The sequence below is a fragment of the Alistipes montrealensis genome (assembly GCF_018362775.1).
GTDB lineage: Bacteria > Bacteroidota > Bacteroidia > Bacteroidales > Rikenellaceae > Alistipes > Alistipes montrealensis.
This window is the reverse complement of the sequence record NZ_JAGYXY010000004.1, coordinates 17798-35409: the sequence shown is the minus strand read 5'-3', so window position 1 is coordinate 35409 and position 17612 is coordinate 17798. Positions and strand designations below refer to the sequence as shown.

The window sequence follows — 17612 nt, the reverse complement described above, 5'->3', positions numbered from 1 at the left end:
CCTATTCCCTTATGCGTCTAATCATCATTTCGCTTGTGTTTGCAAAAAAGGCAGTTACAAAGTGTGTAACTGCCTAATTATTTTAATACATTAAAAAGTCGGACTATCTATTTTAACTGCCTATAAGCCATTTACGCGATGTGGTATCGAAGTTCTCCTTTAAAAAGGACAAATTATCGCTGAATTCTTTACTGAGGGTCAACCCCAAATAAAAAGTAGCCCTCGATAATCCGACATACAGATATTTCAACAGTAATTCTTCAGGAAAATGCAGTTCCTGCAACCTATCCAAATCATAGAAGAAAACAGCTTCGAATTCGAGTCCCTTTATTTTATCTATAGAAAAAACCCTTACAAAATTTTCATCCCCCAAAACTTCGCCGTCTCTGCAGGCTTTGACGTTGATCCCGACATCCGCGAGAGTATCTATATTGCCCAACAGTGACGCGAAGTGTTGAATCTGCTCCTCCTGAGGAAGGAATATGGCAATGGATGGGATTTTATCATCATAAGCTTTATAAATCTCGATTATTCGATCGGCTATCCAGTTCATTTTTTCCTCTTCGTCTTCCGAGACCATCACTAACGGTTTTGGCTCCTCGCGATGCTTTTTAATGAAAGAATGGTAACTAGCCTTGTTTCCCGTAACTTGTTTATAGATCGATCCGGCAAGAGAAAGCAAAGTAGCACTCTGACGATATGACACTTTGAGATTACTTATATGGGTATTGGGAAGAACCGCTGACAGATCGTCCCATGATCTTAATCCGCATTCGGTCATAGCCTGCATAACATCCCCGCAAAAAGTGACAGATGAGATGTCCGGGTGTTCGAAACTGGAAATTGCCAACAAATCGATCAATGAGAAGTCGGTGGCCTCATCGACAGCGATAACGGGTTTGCAGTTGGCCTTATATGCAGTAAGGTATGGATGGGAAATGCGATTGTATTGATTATTAAAGTTTTTTGCCAATATCCGGCAAATTGTATTTATAAAGTAAAGTAATAAGTCCTGTTCATCGGAATGAATCCTTGTGTTTTTATCAGTTTTTACCAGTCTCTCAAGCACGAAAAGATCGTAATCCACCGACTTAGAGATCAACTGTTCTTTTCTAAACCGTTTGTAAATCAACGGAATTTCTCGCAAAACGTTCGAAACGATACCTCGAGTCACGCTTTCAAAATACTTTTTAAAAAAAGCCGTATTCCCGATATTTTTATACTCGGGCTGATCCACGGCTTCCGGGATCAATTCCAGAAGTTCTTTTTCTTTGCCCGAGATCTTTGTATTTTTATCGAACCGGCTGAGTGCTTGCTTTCGGCACAGGGATTTCAGTTTGATAAAAAGCTCTTTTTCTTGATCCAAAATCGAGGTATCTTCTTTTTCGTCGAAATCCTCCTGTTCGATCTCTATTTCGTCGGTTTCTTCTTCGTTTTCCTGCCCGGAGGTCTTCCACGAAGTTAAAAGTCGTTTTATCTTAGAAAGCCTGTCGTCATCCTGAGAAACGAGTAACTGCACTCTTGCGGCAACTGTTTCTATCGACTTATTGTAACCTTCCGATATCGCATCCGATTCGCTTTTGTAGGTCTCGCTCAGATTAATGAAAAGACGTATCAATGCATCCCAGGTAGATAAATCTTTTTTTCCTGAAAGAAATTTTTGAATCGACATCCCTGTGTTTCTCCAGGTCATAGCAGTTACATCAATATCGAGTAGATTTGCTATTTTCTCCTTCTGATAATTAAAATAGTACTTTCCCAGATTTTTGGTTATAGAAACAATATTTTCAGGCCTATTGGTGATAAGGCATTTATCAGCTGTATTCCGGTACATCATGAAAGGCCGCATGGTCTGCGTATCGACCAATTTATAACTTTTCACGAGTTCGTTCCTGTGAGCGAACCACACTTTTACCCTTTTCGGATCGGCTGTAAGCCCCTCCATGCGCATACTATTCTGGAGAAACAACGCCAGCAGTTCATTGGGTGAATAGAAAATCCAACTCGATTTCTCATCGTACAGAATAGCTTTCTGCTTGGGAGTCAAATCCTCTTTTACCTCTTCTATTGTGTCCGAAATAAGGTACTTTATCCGTTGTATAAGGGAAGTGGTTTTCCCCGTACCCGGCCCCCCGTTAATCACAAGACAACCATCGAACAATCTTGAACGCTTTATGGATTCCTGGATGGGATCAAGTATGGGCTGAAATCTCAATGAAGCAGATTTTCTTATAAAACTCTGTGTCTTGGATAACAACCGCTTCTTCTCCTCTTCTTTGCGATTGATACGGGTTATCAATTCATGCGTCTGTTCTTCAGTTGCCTTGAGCAATTTTTTTTTCTCCTGTTCTATCTCCAGTTGCAGGGCCAGTATTTCGGAAAGATTCTCAAAATAATGAGTTTTGCTATCGCCGGAAAGATTGATCGAAATGTCTATAGCACATTCATCCTCGCTGAAAGAAGTCATGCATGGAGTGTAAACCGCCCTATTAAATATCTCGATCTCAATCTCGCCTCTGGGCGTAGTATGTTTGTGAATTCCTTCATAATGCTGAATGAATAAAGCCCCGAGTTTGGAATCCCGCTGAATATTGGTGCCGTCACCATCATATGTATGATGTGTTTTTTTCGCCGAATTCGGATCGATATTACCGAGTATATCACTCCGGTAACTCATTTCCACTTTCGGCCTGAGGGTCAGCCAAATTACCTTTTCCTGTTTATCATAATCGACAAGAAGCCTTCCGATAGCATTATTAGAGGATTGGCTATTTATCTCATTCTCGCGATGGATTTTGATTCTATTGGCGATATCTTCGATTTGCTCTTTAACCATAATTCTAAAAAACAAGATTTGACTTCTGTTATTGAATATATGTTTATATGGATTGCTTTTTTGCAGACTTCAAATTTTTGTCTAAGTTATAAAAAATAAATATTAATATAGTCTGCGATACAAGTTAATTTAGAAAACAATGTCTGGATGATAAAAGGTACTTTATAAATAAATCTCAACAGAAACATCGCATATATGGGAATCGACCAATGCATTAAAATAGTTTAATATCGAACTATTTTCCGGAAAGTATATTATCTTTGTGCCCGAAAAATCCACCCGTCATGACAAACAGCGAACAGGCGCATGAACTTATGCTGCAGATAATCCGTACCCGCCGGGCATTCCGGCAGACGGTACAGCGGATGCTGCGGTCGCACAACGTGGAGATGACCTTCGAGATGCTCCAGGTCATGTACCGCCTCTGGGAACAGCAGGGCATCAGCCAGCAGCAACTCGCGCAACTCACCTCGAAGGACAAGGCTTCGCTCACCAACCTGATCAACAACCTCGTGCGCAAAGGGTGGGTCGCCCGCCGCGAGAATGCCGCCGACCGGCGCAGTCGCCTGATTTTCCTCACGGCAACAGGCCGGGCACTGGCCGGAATCGTCAAACCCATCCTAAAGGGAATTTACGAGCGGGCCGGAGAACACATGGACGCCGGGGAAATGATCCTCGCAACGGCATGCCTGGGAAAACTGAACGGGATACTCGATGAAATCTAAACTCCTCTTCGCATTGCTCCTCCTCATGCCGTGTGCCTCGACGGCACAGCCGGTCCGCAGCCTGTCGCTCGACGAACTGTTCCGGCTCGGGACCGGAAACAGCCTCCGCCTGGCCGCCTCCCGCATCGGCGAAAGCCTTGCCGGCGAGCAGGAACTGGATGCACGCACAGGACGGTTGCCCGACATTCGTATCGGGGCAACGACCGGTTACCTGGGCCAACCCGTGGTTTTCAGGCAGGGCCTGACCCGGCCGTCACAGCCCGAAAGCCCCGACTGGCTCTACAACTACAACATAAGCGTCGTGCAACCCCTCTACGAAGGCGGGCGAATCCGGAGCGGCATCCAGCGTGCAGCGCTCCAACGGCGGATTGCCGCACTGACGGTTACCGACGACGAAGCAGAGGTGCGGATGCTCCTGCTGCGCCACTACCTCGACCTGTTCAGCCTGTACAAACAGCGGGAGCTTTTCGCCCGGAATATCGAAGAGGCCGAGCGGCGTCTGGGCGACATCCGCCGCATGCGGAACGAAGGCCTCGTTACGCGCAACGACGAGATACGCAGCGAACTCGAACTGACTAACTTCCGGCTGAGCAGCCGCGAGACCGACGACAACATCGCCATCGTATCCCAGCAACTCGACCTTCTGTTGGGGCTTGACGAATCGCTGCTGCTGAAACCCGACACGGTGGCGCTGGCCGCCGTGAGTCCCCTCGGCGCATATGCCGACTATGTCGAAGAGGCCTGCGACAACTATCCGGGGCTGAATATCGCGCGGCGGAATATCGACCTGGCACGGACCGACGTAAGGATCGCCCGTTCGGCCTATCTGCCCTCGCTGTCGCTCCAGGGAGCCAATACGCTGGCCCGCCCGCTTACAACGACGATGCAGGACCTTTTCGCCAACAACTGGAACATCCAGCTTTCACTGTCGTTCAACCTCTCGTCGCTCTACCGCAACCGCCACAAAGTACAGGAGGCGCGCTATCAGGCCGCACTTTCCGAAAACCGCGAACAGCAGGTCCTGCAAGAGCTGCGCATCCGCGTGCGGAGCGCCTATATCCGGCATCGGGAGGCATTGGAGCGCGTGGAGTCGCTGAGGCTGGCGGAGCAGCAGGCCGAAGAGAATTACCGCATCGTCCGCAACCGATACCTGAACCAGCTTTCGATCCTGACGGACCTGCTCGACGCCAACGGCATCCGCCTGCAGACCGAACTGCAACTCACCGCCGCCCGGGCCGAAACGGTCTATACTTATTATGAACTGCTGCGCGCATGCGGCAACCTGTAATCCGAACATCCGAGATGACAACACATTCCATTCGCCGCAAGCGGCTGAAAAAACTGAAAATAAGGAGTATCGTCATTAACACGGTGTGCATCCTGCTGGTGACGGCCGGAATCGCCTGGGTGGGCGACTTCTTCTGGCGCTACGCCAACTACGTAACCACCAACGACGCCGTCGTGGACCAATACATCTCCCCGGTCAGCGTTCGCGTGCCTGGCTATATCCGAGAAGTGCGTTTTTCCGAACACCAGCAGGTGCGGGCGGGCGACACGCTGCTCTTGCTCGACGACCGCGAGTACCGCATCCGGCTGATGGACGCCGAAGCGGCGCTGATGGATGCACATGCCGCCAAAGAGTCGCTCGGCTCGGGCATCGAAGCCTCGCAGGTCAGCGTCTCCGTACAGGAGGCCAACATTGCCGAGACCAAAGCCCGGCTATGGCAACTCGAACAGCAATACCGCCGCTATGCCAACCTGGTCGAAGAAGAGTCGGTCTCCCGCCAGCAGTATGAACAGGCGAAGGCCGACTACGAGGCGATGCAGGCCCGTTACTCCGCCCTGCTGCACCAGAAAAGCGTCGCTGAGTCGCACTATACGGAGACCGCACACAAAGGCGCCAGCGCCGATGCGGCGATCCGCAGGCGCGAGGCGGAAGTCGAGATGGCGCGGCTCAATCTCTCCTATACGGTGATCACGGCCCCTTACGACGGCTACATGGGCCGCCGTACGCTCGAACCCGGGCAACTCGTACAGGGAGGCCAGACAATCTCCTACCTCGTGCGCGGGAGGGACAAATGGATCACGGCCAACTACAAGGAGACGCAGATCGCCGGCATCTTCATCGGCCAGAAAGTCCGCATCCGTGTCGACGCCTTCCGGGAGCGGATTTTCCACGGGACCGTATCGGCCATTTCCGAGGCGACGGGATCGAAATATGCGCTTGTCCCGACGGACAATGCAGCCGGCAATTTCGTGAAAATCCAGCAGCGCATCCCCGTGCGGATCGACTTCGACGACGCCTCTGCGGAGGATATGGAGCGGCTCCGGGCGGGCATGATGGTCGTAACCGAAGCGGAAAAAGAGTAATCCGATGGCCGTACAGCAACCTCTGAGCGTCCCCGTACGGCCCTGGGTTCCCCGGTGGCTGGCCGTCACGGCGGCCTTTGTCGTCATGCTGCCGATCATCTTTATCAACGGAGCCTATACGGGGTGTATCACCGAGGTCTCCAATACGCTCGGGGTGCTGAGCGAGGACATCAGCATGGCCTATTACGCCACGACAGTCGGCATGGCGGCGGCCTATCCGCTCGTACCGAAAATCCGGTCGGTCGTCACCACCAAGACGATCCTGCTGGTCGACCTTCTGATGCAGGTGTTTCTGAGTTTCGTCTGTGCCCGCACGGGACAGATGGAAGTCGTCGTCATATGCAGTTTCCTGATCGGATTCCTCAAAGCCTTTGCGATGCTGGAGATCATCCTCATGATCCGCCCCTTTTTCAGCCCGGCCAATGTCCGAAGCGAATTTTACGCCTATTTCTACCCGATCGTCTTTTCCGCCGGACAGATTTCGATGTACCTGACAGCCGAACTGGCTTACCGTTATCAGTGGCAATATATGTATTACTTCGTCATCCTGCTGCTGCTGATCGCCATCCTGTTTATCCTCGCGCTGTTTCGCTACGGCCAGAAAAAGATCGTAATTCCGTTCCGCGAGATCGACGGCAGGAGCATGCTGCTGATCGCGGCGGCGCTGCTGATGACGCTTTATGCAGCCACCTATTTCAAGACGCTCGACGGATTCGCGTCGCCGCAGATCGCGGTCGCGGCCTTTACGGCCCCCGTCCTGCTCTGGCTCTTTCTCCGCAGGCAGACTTTCCGCAAAAACCCCTACCTGCACCTGGAACTGCTCAACAGCGCCAAAGCGCTGATCGGCTATACATTCATGATCTTCGTCATGTTCCTTTCGGCGACCAGTTCACTGGTGACACCCTATCTGACATCGGTGCTGCGCGTCGACAGCGTACACGCCAACTCGATCTACCTGTGGATGCTGCCGGGATTCGCATGCGGGGCCTTCGTCTGTTTCTGGTGGCTGCGGTGGCAGCGATGGCGGTTTCGCTACCTGATCGCATGGGGACTGTCCTGTTTCGCGCTCAGCCTGGCCATTATCTATTTCGGGGTCTCGGCATCGGGACGCTACGAGATGCTGTTCCTGCCGATGGCGCTGCGCGGCATGGGCATGATGATTCTCTTCATAGCCTTCGGCGTATACGTCGTCGAGGAACTCGACCCGAAACTGATGATCTACAACGCATTTTTCCTGATTACCTGCCGTTCGGTACTGGGCCCGGCCTTCGGATCGGCTTTTTTCAACAACCTGCTCTACCGGACCCAGCTCGGCAACATGAACCGCCTGGCAGAACACCTGACCCTCCAGGATCCGCTCGCAGCACAGCAATACGCCTCCGCCCTGCAACAGGCCGCAGCACACGGAAACGGAGCCGCTGAGGCGGGGCAACTGGCCGTAAACGGCCTTTACTCAACGCTTCAGGTACAAAGTCTGCTGGTAAGCGTGAAGGAGATCGTGGGCTATGTGCTGTTCGTCGCAATCGTCATGGCCGTCGTTGCATGCTTCATTCCGTTCCACAAAACCCTGAAGGTAGCCATCGTCAAAACAGGCGAAGACATGGTCTGATTTCTTCCGAGACCTTTTTTGTTGACACGTCGGGCGGCAACGTAACGAATCTATTCCTATATTTGTAAATAACTATCCGACAAACCTTTTTACCAATCAATACAAACTTGTCCATTGCCATGAAACCAGAAGACAATCGCAAAGAGTACACAAACGGTGAGATCGTGATAATCTGGCAGCCGAAACTCTGCGTCCACGCAGGCGTCTGCGTAAAGATGCTGCCCAAGGTTTACAACCCCAAAGAGAGGCCTTGGGTAAAGCCGGAAAACGCGACGACGGCCCAGCTCATTGCACAAATCGAAAAATGCCCTTCGGGAGCGCTGTCCTACCGCATGGCTGAAAAGTAACCGGACGGACAACGCAATAGCCCCGGGAACCGACGGTTCCCGGGGCTATATCAGACAAAAAACCGGACGCCTTGCGGCATCCGGTTTTTTCTTGTCCTGCTGCAAATTACTTGCGGTAGATTTTCGTGTAGCCATAGATAGCCTCGTCGCCGAGCTCCTCCTCGATGCGGAGCAGCTGGTTGTACTTGGCCATACGGTCCGAACGCGATGCCGAACCGGTCTTGATCTGACCCGAGTTCGTAGCCACGGCGATGTCGGCAATGGTCGAATCCTCGGTCTCACCCGAACGGTGCGACGTTACCGACGTATAACCTGCGCGGTGAGCCATCTCGATAGCATCGAGCGTCTCGGTCAGCGTACCGATCTGGTTTACCTTGATCAGGATCGAGTTGGCACAACCCATCTCGATGCCCTTCTTCAGGAAATCCACGTTCGTCACGAACAGGTCGTCACCCACGAGCTGGCACTTGTCGCCCAGTTCGGCGGTCAACATCTGCCAGCCTTCCCAGTCGTTCTCCGACATACCGTCCTCGATCGAGTCGATGGGGTATTTGGCAACGAGTCCCTTCAGGAACTCGACCTGCTCCTTCGACGTACGCTTGGCTCCCTTGGCGCCCTCGAACTTCGTGTAGTCGTAAACGCCGTCCTTGAAGAACTCCGACGAAGCGCAGTCCATACCGATCGACACATCGCCGCCCTCGCACTTGCGGCCGGGCTTGTAACCTGCCATCTTGATAGCCTCGATGATCGACTCGATGGCATCCTCCGTGCCGTTGAGCGCGGGAGCAAAACCACCCTCGTCGCCTACGGCCGTCGAGAGATTGCGGTTGTGGAGTACTTTCTTCAGGTTGTGGAACACCTCAGCACCCATGCGGATACCCTCCTTGAACGAAGCGGCGCCTACGGGACGGATCATGAACTCCTGGAATGCGATGGGAGCGTCCGAGTGCGAACCGCCGTTGATGATGTTCATCATCGGAACGGGCAGCGTCTTGGCGTTCGAACCACCGATATAGCGGTAGAGCGGCATGCCGAAATAGTCGGCAGCGGCGCGTGCAACGGCCAGCGATACGCCGAGGATGGCGTTGGCGCCGAGCTTCGACTTGGTAGCGGTTCCGTCGAGGGCGATCATGGCCTTGTCGATACCTACCTGGTCAGCAACGTTCATACCGATGATGGCCGGGGCGATCACCTCGTTGACGTTCTTCACGGCGTTCAGTACGCCTTTGCCCAGGTAACGGCTCTTGTCGCCGTCACGAAGCTCCAGAGCCTCGTTCTCGCCCGTCGATGCGCCGCTCGGAACGGCAGCGCGACCAAATGCGCCCGATACGGTACGAACTTCGACCTCGATGGTCGGATTGCCTCGCGAGTCGAGGATCTCCCTTGCGTGAATCTCTACAATCTGCATAGTTGTAATAGTTTGAATTTTATGGTGTTTGAATACTAACTTCCTAAACGGCACCGCAAAGGTACAAAATAATTGTGAATTGCGGATTGTTTATTGTTATTTTTTCACGGCTCCGGCACGTGTTTTTCTGATTCTGCAAGAAATGTGCTATCTTTGTGCCGCGGCACTGGCGCATAATCTGTAAACGACATTCTATCAATGCGAAAAGTCCTTTCGTTCTCGCTCTTTCTGATGCTGGGCCTCGTTGCCTCGCAATTGCTTCCCGGCGCCCTCGGCACGGCGTTTCCGGGCTTCAAGGCAACGACCGATACCCTGCTCTACGTCTGCCTGGGATTCATCATGATCAACGTCGGACGGGAGTTCGAGATCGACAAATCGCGCTGGCGCTCCTACACCGCCGATTACTTCATCGCCATGGCTACGGCCGCGCTGCCGTGGCTGCTGATCGTCCTCTACTACATTTTCGTGCTGCTGCCCTCCGATCTCTGGACCGACTCCGAGGCCTGGAAGGAGAACCTGCTGCTGAGCCGCTTTGCCGCCCCTACTTCGGCAGGTATCCTCTTTACGATGCTCGCGGCGCTGAGCCTTAAAAAAAGCTGGATTTACCGCAAAATACAGGTGCTGGCGATCTTCGACGACCTGGATACCATCCTGCTGATGATTCCGCTGCAAATCCTGATGATCGGCCTCAAGTGGCAGATGTTCGCCATCGTAGGCGTAGTCGTCGTGTTACTCGTCGTGGGCTGGCGGTGGCAGGCGACGTGGAACGTCCGGCAGGACTGGAAACGTATCCTGGGGCTTTCGGTAGTGGTCTGCGGCCTGACGCAACTGCTCTACATCGTCACCGCCCGCTGGTACGGTCCCGAAAACAGCATCCATATCGAAGTCCTGCTCCCGGCGTTCGTGATCGGCATGCTGATGAAGCACAAGGACATAGACACCCCGACCGAACGCCGTACGGCAACGGGCATTTCATTCCTGTTCATGCTGCTGGTAGGGCTGAGCATGCCCCTCGTAACGGGCGACTCGGCAGCCGACGCCGCTCAGGCAGCCGCTTCGGTCACCGCATCGCAGCCGATGATGCCGTGGGGCGTGCTGATCCTGCACGTCGTGGCCGTTTCGATACTCTCCAACCTGGGTAAACTGGTCCCGGTCTTCTTCTACCGCGACCGGAAACTGAGCGAGCGGCTCGCTCTCTCGATCGGCATGTTCACCCGCGGCGAAGTGGGTGCAGGCGTAATCTTCATCGCTCTGGGCTACAACCTCGGAGGCCCGGCGCTGATCATCTCGGTACTGACGCTCGTATTGAACCTGATCCTGACGGGCGGATTCGTCGTCTGGGTCAAAAAACTGACCCTGAGAAGCTATACCCCCGAAGAATAACCTTTTGCCTCCATGAAAAAATACGCACTGATCCTAATCACCGTCCTGCTGGCAGGAGCCGTCCGGGCGCAGAAATACGAAAAAAATATCCTGGGTATCCGCGCCGGCGTCAACGTGTCGAAATACGACATCTCGGCCGAAGACATGCAGATCAGCACCGGTTCGCGCGCGGGATTCAACTTCGCCGTAACGGACCAGGTCCTGCTCCACCGCAGCCTGCCGCTCTACATCGAAACGGGCGTCGGTTTTTCGAGCCTCGGCAGCCGGGCCGCAGCCCCGATATACGACCAGATCGAGACCATGACCATGCGGCCGTTCTACCTCCAGGTTCCCCTGCTCGTCAACTACCATTTCCTCATCGGGGGCCTCGTCACGATCCAGCCCTTCGCAGGCGTTTACGGCGGCGTGGGCGTGCGGGGCATGATGAAAACCCAATACGGGAGCGAGGATTTGTTCGGCGACCGGGGGATTCTCTCCCGGATGGATTTCGGCGTGCGTGCAGGCGTCGGATTCGTCGTAAGGCGCATCTACCTGGGAATAAACTACGACATCGGCTGCCGGGACCAGTTCCGGGGCGGGGATTTCTTCTACTACACGCTCCGGCCCGAAAGCGCCGAAATCCGCAACAACAGCCTCACGGTAAGCATCGGTTACAATTTCTGACCGGCAAGTTGCCACCACACAGCGGGACGCACCCTTCGGGGTTGCGTCCCGTCTCGTTTCGGCGATGTATTCCGCCGGATTCGTTTCACAAATAGCACATTTCGTTGAAAACCCGCTCGGTTCGGACGTATATTCAAAAAACTTTTTTTATCTTTAGCGTACCGTTTTGGACAAGAAACGGCTAAAATTAACCTCACTTTTTTATAAACGTATGAAAAAAACACTCCTTCTTCTGACGGCAGTTCTGCTGGCGAGCGCGGTCTCGGCGCAAAATTACGAAAAAAACATCCTCGGCGTCCGCGCCGGCCTCAACCTGTCGAGCTACTCGATTTCGGCCGGAGGTGCGTCCATCAGCACCGACTCGCGGGCCTCGTTCCATGTTGCCGTGACTGATCAGATCCTGCTCTGCAACAAACTGCCCTTCTACCTCGAAACCGGGCTCGCCTTCTCGAGCCGCGGCGGCAAGGTCGACGGCGTGAGCTTCCGTCCCTCCTACCTGCAAATCCCCGTGCTGGTAAACTATCACTTCAACATCAAGGACATCGTTACGATCCAGCCGTTCGCAGGTCTTTACTACGGGTTCGGCATCGGCGGCAAGATGAAAGCAGGCGGCGAGAAGGCTGACATCTTCGGCGACGAAGGCGGGCTGAAACGTTCCGACCTGGGGGTGCGTCTGGGCGCAGGCGTCGTCTGGAACCGCATCTACTTCGGGCTGGGTTACGACATCGGCTGTCTGAATCTGGTCAAGGAGAGCGACGGCGAGGGCACGCTGCGCAACAACTGCTTCACGATCAGCGTCGGATACAATTTCTAATCCGGCCCTGCGCCAATAAAAAAGGGACGCCCGTGAGGCGTCCCTTTTCCGTTCCGCATAAACGGTTATTCACGCAGCAGCACCGACGAATCGCCGTAGCTCAGGAAACGGAAACCGTGCCCGAGGGCATAGTCGTAAATCCGCTGCCAGTCGTCGCCCACGAAAGCCGAAACCAGCAACAGGAGCGTCGATTTGGGCTGGTGGAAATTGGTAACGATATTGCGCACGATGCGAAACTCGTAGCCCAGCGGCGTGATCATGATCTGCGTCGAGGCTTTCAGGCGGTCGAGGCCCTGCTCATCCATATACCGCAGCAACACCTCCAACGCCTCGCGGCCCGAAAACTCCGCGGGAATGTCGTACAGTTCCCACTGCCCCACGACCCGCCCGGCGTCGGGCGTCCCGGCCGTGCGGATGCGCCACGCAAGGGCCGCAAGCGATTCGAGCGTACGTACCGAAGTCGTGCCCACGGCCGTGATGTGTCCCCACCGTTCCAGCAGACGGGCCGCCGTCGCGCGGCGCACCTCGAAATGCTCGGTGTGCATCGGGTGTTTCGCGGCGTCCTCGTCCTTCACGGGCAGGAACGTTCCCGCTCCGACATGGAGCGTCACCTCCTCGAACCCGAATCCGCGGGCTTCCATCCCTTCGATCAGCTCCGGGGTGAAATGCAGCCCGGCGGTCGGCGCCGCCACCGAACCTTCGAACTTCGAATAGACGGTCTGGTAGCGCGTGTTATCGATCTCTTCGCTCTCGCGGTTCAGGTAGGGCGGAATCGGAATGCGCCCGAGATATTCCAGCAACTGCCCGAAAGTCATCGGGGCCGTCCACTCGAAACGCACGACGCACTCGCGTCCGTGGTCCTCGACGAGCCACGCGCGGAGCGATTCGGCGCGGCCTTCGCAGTCGAAATTGATCTCGACGTGCCCTTCCTTCCACTTCTTGCGGTTGCCCACGATGCACGACCATGCGCACTGCCCCGTGACAGCGAACGCCCGCTCATAATCGGCCGGGTCGTGCGGTTCGAGGCAGAACACCTCGATACGCGCCCCGGAGGGTTTGTGCATGATGATCCGGGCCCGGATCACCTTCGTGTTATTGAAAACCAGCAGTTCGCCCGCCGGCAACACGTCGCCGATGTCGGCGAACTGCTTTTCCCCTATTTCACCGCCCCGCCAGACGAGCAGTTTCGAGGCGCTGCGCTCCGCAAGCGGGAATTTGGCGATCCGCTCGTCGGGAAGGTCGTAATCGAAGCGGTTGATGTCGATATGTCGTTCCATATTTTGCCCGAAATTATGCGGCAAAGTTACTATTTTTTGTAACTTTGCGGCGCTTCTTCCTGCAAAGAAAAGCAAAATCTCCCCTTTTAAACGGGGAGATTCAGCGGGATTCCCGACACGAAACCGGGGGCACGGCCCCTTTTAACGAAAGCAGAGACGGGTTTCACATCGGGAACACCATTGGCCCACAAAGCCGTGAAAGCCGTCTCTGCCCTTGTTAAAACTATGAAAACCGACTTTCTGGTTATCGGTTCCGGCGCTGCGGGCCTTTCGTTCGCGCTGAAAGCCGCAGCCCACGGCCACGTGACGATCGTGACCAAAGGCGAGATCGAGGAGTGCAACACCAATTACGCACAAGGCGGCATCTGCTCGGTAACGTATGCTCCCGACACGTTCGAAAAACACATCCACGACACGTTGGTCTGCGGCGCAGGCAAATGTGACGAGAAAGCCGTGGAACTGGTCGTCCGGCAGGCCCCGAAACTCATCGCCGACCTGATCGCCTGGGGGACGCGCTTCGACAAGACTCCCGACGGGCGGTTCGAACTCAACCGCGAAGGCGGGCACTCGGAACACCGCATCCTCCATCACGAAGACCTTACCGGAGCCGAAATCGAGCGGGCGCTCGTACAGTCGGTAAAGAGCCATCCGAACATCACCGTACGGGAACACCACTTCGCCATCGACCTGCTGACGCAGCACCATCTGGGCGAATTCGTCACCCGCCACACACGCGGACTGGCCTGCTTCGGGGCCTACGTCCTGAACCTCGACACCAACGAAATCGAGACCATGCTCTCGAAATTCACTGTCGTTGCCACAGGCGGCTGCGGCAACGTCTATTCCACGACTTCGAATCCCAACGTCGCCACGGGCGACGGTATCGCCATGTGCCACCGCGCCAAGGCGATCACCGAAAACATGGAGTTCATCCAGTTCCACCCCACGACGCTCTACAACCCCGGCGAGAAACCCAATTTCCTGATAACCGAGGCCATGCGCGGCTTCGGGGCCATCCTGCGGCTGCCCGACGGCCAGGAATTCATGGACAAATACCATCCGATGAAGTCGCTCGCCCCGCGCGACGTAGTGGCCCGCGCCATCTACCGCGAAATGACCAAACGGGGTTCCGACTTCGTCTACCTCGATGTGACGCACAAGGACCCCGAGGCCGTGAAGAGCCATTTCCCGAACATCTACGAAAAGTGCCTCTCGATCGGCATCGACATCACGAAGGACTGGATTCCCGTCACCCCTGCGGCGCACTACTGCTGCGGCGGCGTGAAGGTCGACACCAACGGCGAGACCTCCGTGAAGCGGCTCTACGCCCTGGGCGAAACCGCCTGCACGGGCCTGCACGGCGCCAACCGGCTGGCCTCGAACTCGCTGATCGAAGCGGTGGTCTACGCCGACCAGGCCGCACGCCACACGGCGTCGCTGCTGGCGAAGGCCGATTTCCAGGAAGGCATTCCCGACTGGGACTTCGAAGGCACGCAGCACACCGAGGAGATGCTGATGATCATCCAGTCGAAACGCGAGATGCAGACGATCATGTCCAACTACGTGGGCATCGTCCGCTCGAACCTCTCGCTCAAGCGCGCCATGCACCGCCTGGAGATACTCTGGCAGGAGACCGAGGAGCTTTACAACAAAACCAAGCCCAACCGCGAACTGTGCGAACTGAGGAACATGATCGCCATCGCCTACCTGGTGATCAAACAGGGGCGAGAGATCAAAGAGTCCGTGGGCTGCCACTATAACGCCGATTACCCGAAAGAATAACACATGACATTACAGGAAGAGATAACACGCCGCCGCACATTTGCGGTCATCGCCCACCCCGACGCGGGTAAAACCACCCTTACGGAAAAACTGTTGCTGTTCGGCGGCGCCATCCATGTGGCCGGAGCCGTCAAGAGCAACAAGATCAAGAAAGGCGCCACGTCCGACTTCATGGAGATCGAACGCCAGCGAGGCATTTCGGTCGCCACCGCCGTGATGGGATTCGAATACCAGGGCTGCAAGATCAACATCCTCGACACCCCGGGCCACGAGGATTTCGCCGAGGACACCTACCGGACGCTGACAGCCGTCGATTCGGTGATCATCGTCATCGACGGCGCCAAAGGCGTCGAGGCCCAGACGCGCAAACTGATGGAGGTCTGCCGCATGCGCAAAACCCCGGTGATCGTCTTCATCAACAAGCTGGACCGCCCCTCGAAGGAGCCGTTCGACCTGCTGGACGAAGTGGAGAAGGAGCTCCGAATCCGTGTGCGGCCGCTGGCTTTCCCCATCTCGAACGGCCCCACGTTCAAGGGCGTCTACAACCTTTACGAGAAAAACCTCTCGCTCTTCACGTCGGACGAAAAACTGACCGCCGACGCGTCGACGGCCGAAATTTCGGACCTTGCATCGCAGGATCTCGAAGGCTACATCGGTGCAAAATTCGCCGAACAACTGCGCTCCGATGTCGAACTGGTCGAGGGCGTCTACGACGAATTCGACCGCGAGGCTTACCTTAACGGCGAACTGGCCCCGGTCTTCTTCGGCTCGGCGGTGAACAATTTCGGCGTGCGCGAACTTTTGGATTGCTTCGTGCGCATCGCCCCTTCGCCGCGCCCGGCCCCGACCGAAACCCGGCTCGTGGAGGCTGCGGAACCGAAAATGTCCGGCTTCATCTTCAAGATACACGCCAACATGGACCCCAACCACCGCGACCGCATCGCGTTCCTGAAAATCTGCTCCGGCACGTTCGAACGCAACAAGAACTACCTGCATGTGCGCAGCGGCAAGCAGTTGAAATTCTCGTCGCCGACGGCTTTCATGGCCGAGAAGAAATCGGTCATCGACTTCGCCTACCCGGGCGACATCGTGGGCCTGCACGACACGGGCAACTTCAAGATCGGCGACACCTTCACCGAAGGTGAGAAACTCCGTTTCACCGGAATTCCCTCCTTCGCTCCCGAGCAGTTCCGCTACATCGAAAACGCCGACCCTCTGAAATTCAAGCAACTGGCCAAAGGCGTCGACCAGTTGATGGACGAAGGCGTGGCGCAGTTGTTCACAAGCTCGCTCAACGGCCGCAAGATCATCGGCACGGTGGGCGCGCTCCAGTTCGAGGTCATCCAGTACCGCCTGGAGCACGAGTACAACGCCGCGTGCCGTTGGGAACCGATCTCGATCTACAAAGCCTGCTGGATCGAAAGCGACAACGCGGCGCAACTGGCCGACTTCAAACGCCGCAAACACACCAATATGGCCGTCGACAAGCACGGCCGCGACGTTTTCCTTGCCGACACGAGCTATGGCCTCGCCCTCGCACAAGACAACTTCAAGGAGATTCGGTTCCACTTCACCTCGGAGTTTTAGCACACGCCAGAACACAAAAAAACCGCCGGAGTCTGCACTCCGGCGGTTTTCGTATCAGGCCGTTACGCCTCAGATCATCGGGACTTCGATAACCAGCAACTTTGCGTCCTCGGAGGCCCGGATCAGGAACTCGTCGGCATCCGATACGCCCATTCCGTCGCGGGGACCGAGCTTCTCCCCGGCAACCTCGGCCGAGCCTTCGATCACGAAGACATAAGCCCCGTTTCCGTGAAGGTTCATGCGGTACTGTACCTCCCGCCCGGCGTCGAGGTCGAGCGTATGGAACCACGCCGTCTGGTGAATCCAGCCCACGTTTTCGCCGCCGCAGCCTTCCGGAGCGACGATCAGCCGGAACTGGTTACGCTTTGCGGGCGCGAGTTCGATCTGGTTGTAGCGGGGCGTGTGGCCCTCGGCATCGGTGATAACCCAAATCTGCAGGAACTTCACCGGTTCTTCGCGGCTGGCGTTCATCTCGCTGTGGGTAATGCCCGTACCGGCGCTCATCACCTGCAGCTCACCCGGCTTGAGCACCTGCATATTGCCCATGCTGTCGCCGTGCTTCAGGGCTCCCGAAAGAACGAGCGAAACGATCTCCATATTGTCGTGGGGATGCGTCCCGAAGCCCTCGCCCGGGGCCACCGTATCGTCGTTGAGCACCCTGAGGGCCCCGAAGTGAATCCGCTCGGGATCGTAATATCCGGCGAAGCTGAAGGTATGGTGTGTCCGGAGCCAGCCGTGATCGGCGTACCCGCGGGTCGCGGCTCTGTGAATCGTCTTTTTCATAATTGCATTTATTTAATAATCACTATAT

The 17612-nt window shown here is 55.4% G+C and carries 14 protein-coding genes; 10 read left to right on the top strand and 4 right to left on the bottom strand.

The window, feature by feature from the left end; translation table 11 throughout:
* Positions 1–112 precede the first annotated feature (112 nt).
* Positions 113–2836 (bottom strand): ATP-binding domain-containing protein, encoded by a 2724-nt coding sequence (locus KG007_RS09155; RefSeq protein ID WP_213348387.1) that lies wholly within the window; start codon positions 2834–2836, stop codon positions 113–115.
* A gap of 284 nt (positions 2837–3120) precedes the next feature.
* On the opposite strand from KG007_RS09155, the gene KG007_RS09150 reads away from it, so the two are divergent.
* From KG007_RS09150 to KG007_RS09130, 5 genes are all read left to right on the top strand, one after another.
* Positions 3121–3561 (top strand): MarR family winged helix-turn-helix transcriptional regulator, encoded by a 441-nt coding sequence (locus tag KG007_RS09150; protein WP_213348385.1) that lies wholly within the window; start codon positions 3121–3123, stop codon positions 3559–3561.
* Entirely contained in the window at positions 3551–4849 is a 1299-nt protein-coding gene (locus KG007_RS09145; protein WP_213348383.1) for a TolC family protein, read from the top strand. The genes KG007_RS09150 and KG007_RS09145 overlap by 11 nt, the downstream gene beginning before the upstream one ends.
* Positions 4850–4863: 14 nt before the next feature.
* Positions 4864–5931: an HlyD family secretion protein gene (locus tag KG007_RS09140; protein ID WP_213348381.1), complete on the top strand. Its 1068-nt coding sequence runs from the start codon at positions 4864–4866 to the stop codon at positions 5929–5931.
* 4 nt (positions 5932–5935) lie between these two features.
* A complete protein-coding gene (locus tag KG007_RS09135; protein WP_213348379.1) occupies positions 5936–7540 on the top strand; it encodes an efflux MFS transporter permease in 1605 nt (534 codons plus the stop codon).
* Positions 7541–7659: 119 nt separating this feature from the next.
* Entirely contained in the window at positions 7660–7887 is a 228-nt protein-coding gene (locus KG007_RS09130) for a (4Fe-4S)-binding protein (RefSeq protein ID WP_195460969.1), read from the top strand.
* Between the two features lie 106 nt (positions 7888–7993).
* On the opposite strand, the gene eno is transcribed toward KG007_RS09130, so the two are convergent.
* The gene (eno, locus tag KG007_RS09125; protein WP_213348377.1) at positions 7994–9295 is read right to left on the bottom strand and encodes a phosphopyruvate hydratase; all 1302 of its coding nucleotides are present in this window, start codon (positions 9293–9295) and stop codon (positions 7994–7996) included.
* 198 nt (positions 9296–9493) lie between these two features.
* Here eno and KG007_RS09120 point away from each other — a divergent pair, with 198 nt between their 5' ends.
* From KG007_RS09120 to KG007_RS09110, 3 genes are all read left to right on the top strand, one after another.
* Positions 9494–10678: a sodium:proton antiporter gene (locus tag KG007_RS09120; RefSeq protein WP_213348374.1), complete on the top strand. Its 1185-nt coding sequence runs from the start codon at positions 9494–9496 to the stop codon at positions 10676–10678.
* A gap of 12 nt (positions 10679–10690) precedes the next feature.
* Positions 10691–11341, top strand: coding sequence for an outer membrane beta-barrel protein (locus KG007_RS09115; protein ID WP_213348372.1), 651 nt, complete (start codon positions 10691–10693; stop codon positions 11339–11341).
* Positions 11342–11552: 211 nt separating this feature from the next.
* Complete coding sequence (locus KG007_RS09110; RefSeq protein WP_195460965.1) at positions 11553–12155, top strand: porin family protein; 603 nt, start codon at positions 11553–11555, stop codon at positions 12153–12155.
* A gap of 65 nt (positions 12156–12220) precedes the next feature.
* Here KG007_RS09110 and KG007_RS09105 read toward each other — a convergent pair whose 3' ends face one another.
* Positions 12221–13432, bottom strand: a complete 1212-nt coding sequence (locus KG007_RS09105; protein WP_195460964.1) for an S-adenosylmethionine:tRNA ribosyltransferase-isomerase — start codon at positions 13430–13432, stop codon at positions 12221–12223.
* 225 nt (positions 13433–13657) lie between these two features.
* Between KG007_RS09105 and nadB the strand changes: the two genes are divergently transcribed.
* Positions 13658–15214 (top strand): L-aspartate oxidase, encoded by a 1557-nt coding sequence (gene nadB, locus KG007_RS09100; RefSeq protein ID WP_195460963.1) that lies wholly within the window; start codon positions 13658–13660, stop codon positions 15212–15214.
* Positions 15215–15217: 3 nt separating this feature from the next.
* Positions 15218–16801, top strand: coding sequence for a peptide chain release factor 3 (locus KG007_RS09095; protein WP_213348370.1), 1584 nt, complete (start codon positions 15218–15220; stop codon positions 16799–16801).
* Between the two features lie 69 nt (positions 16802–16870).
* On the opposite strand, the gene KG007_RS09090 is transcribed toward KG007_RS09095, so the two are convergent.
* The gene (locus KG007_RS09090) at positions 16871–17584 is read right to left on the bottom strand and encodes a pirin family protein (RefSeq protein WP_213348368.1); all 714 of its coding nucleotides are present in this window, start codon (positions 17582–17584) and stop codon (positions 16871–16873) included.
* Between the last annotated feature and the right edge of the window lie 28 nt (positions 17585–17612).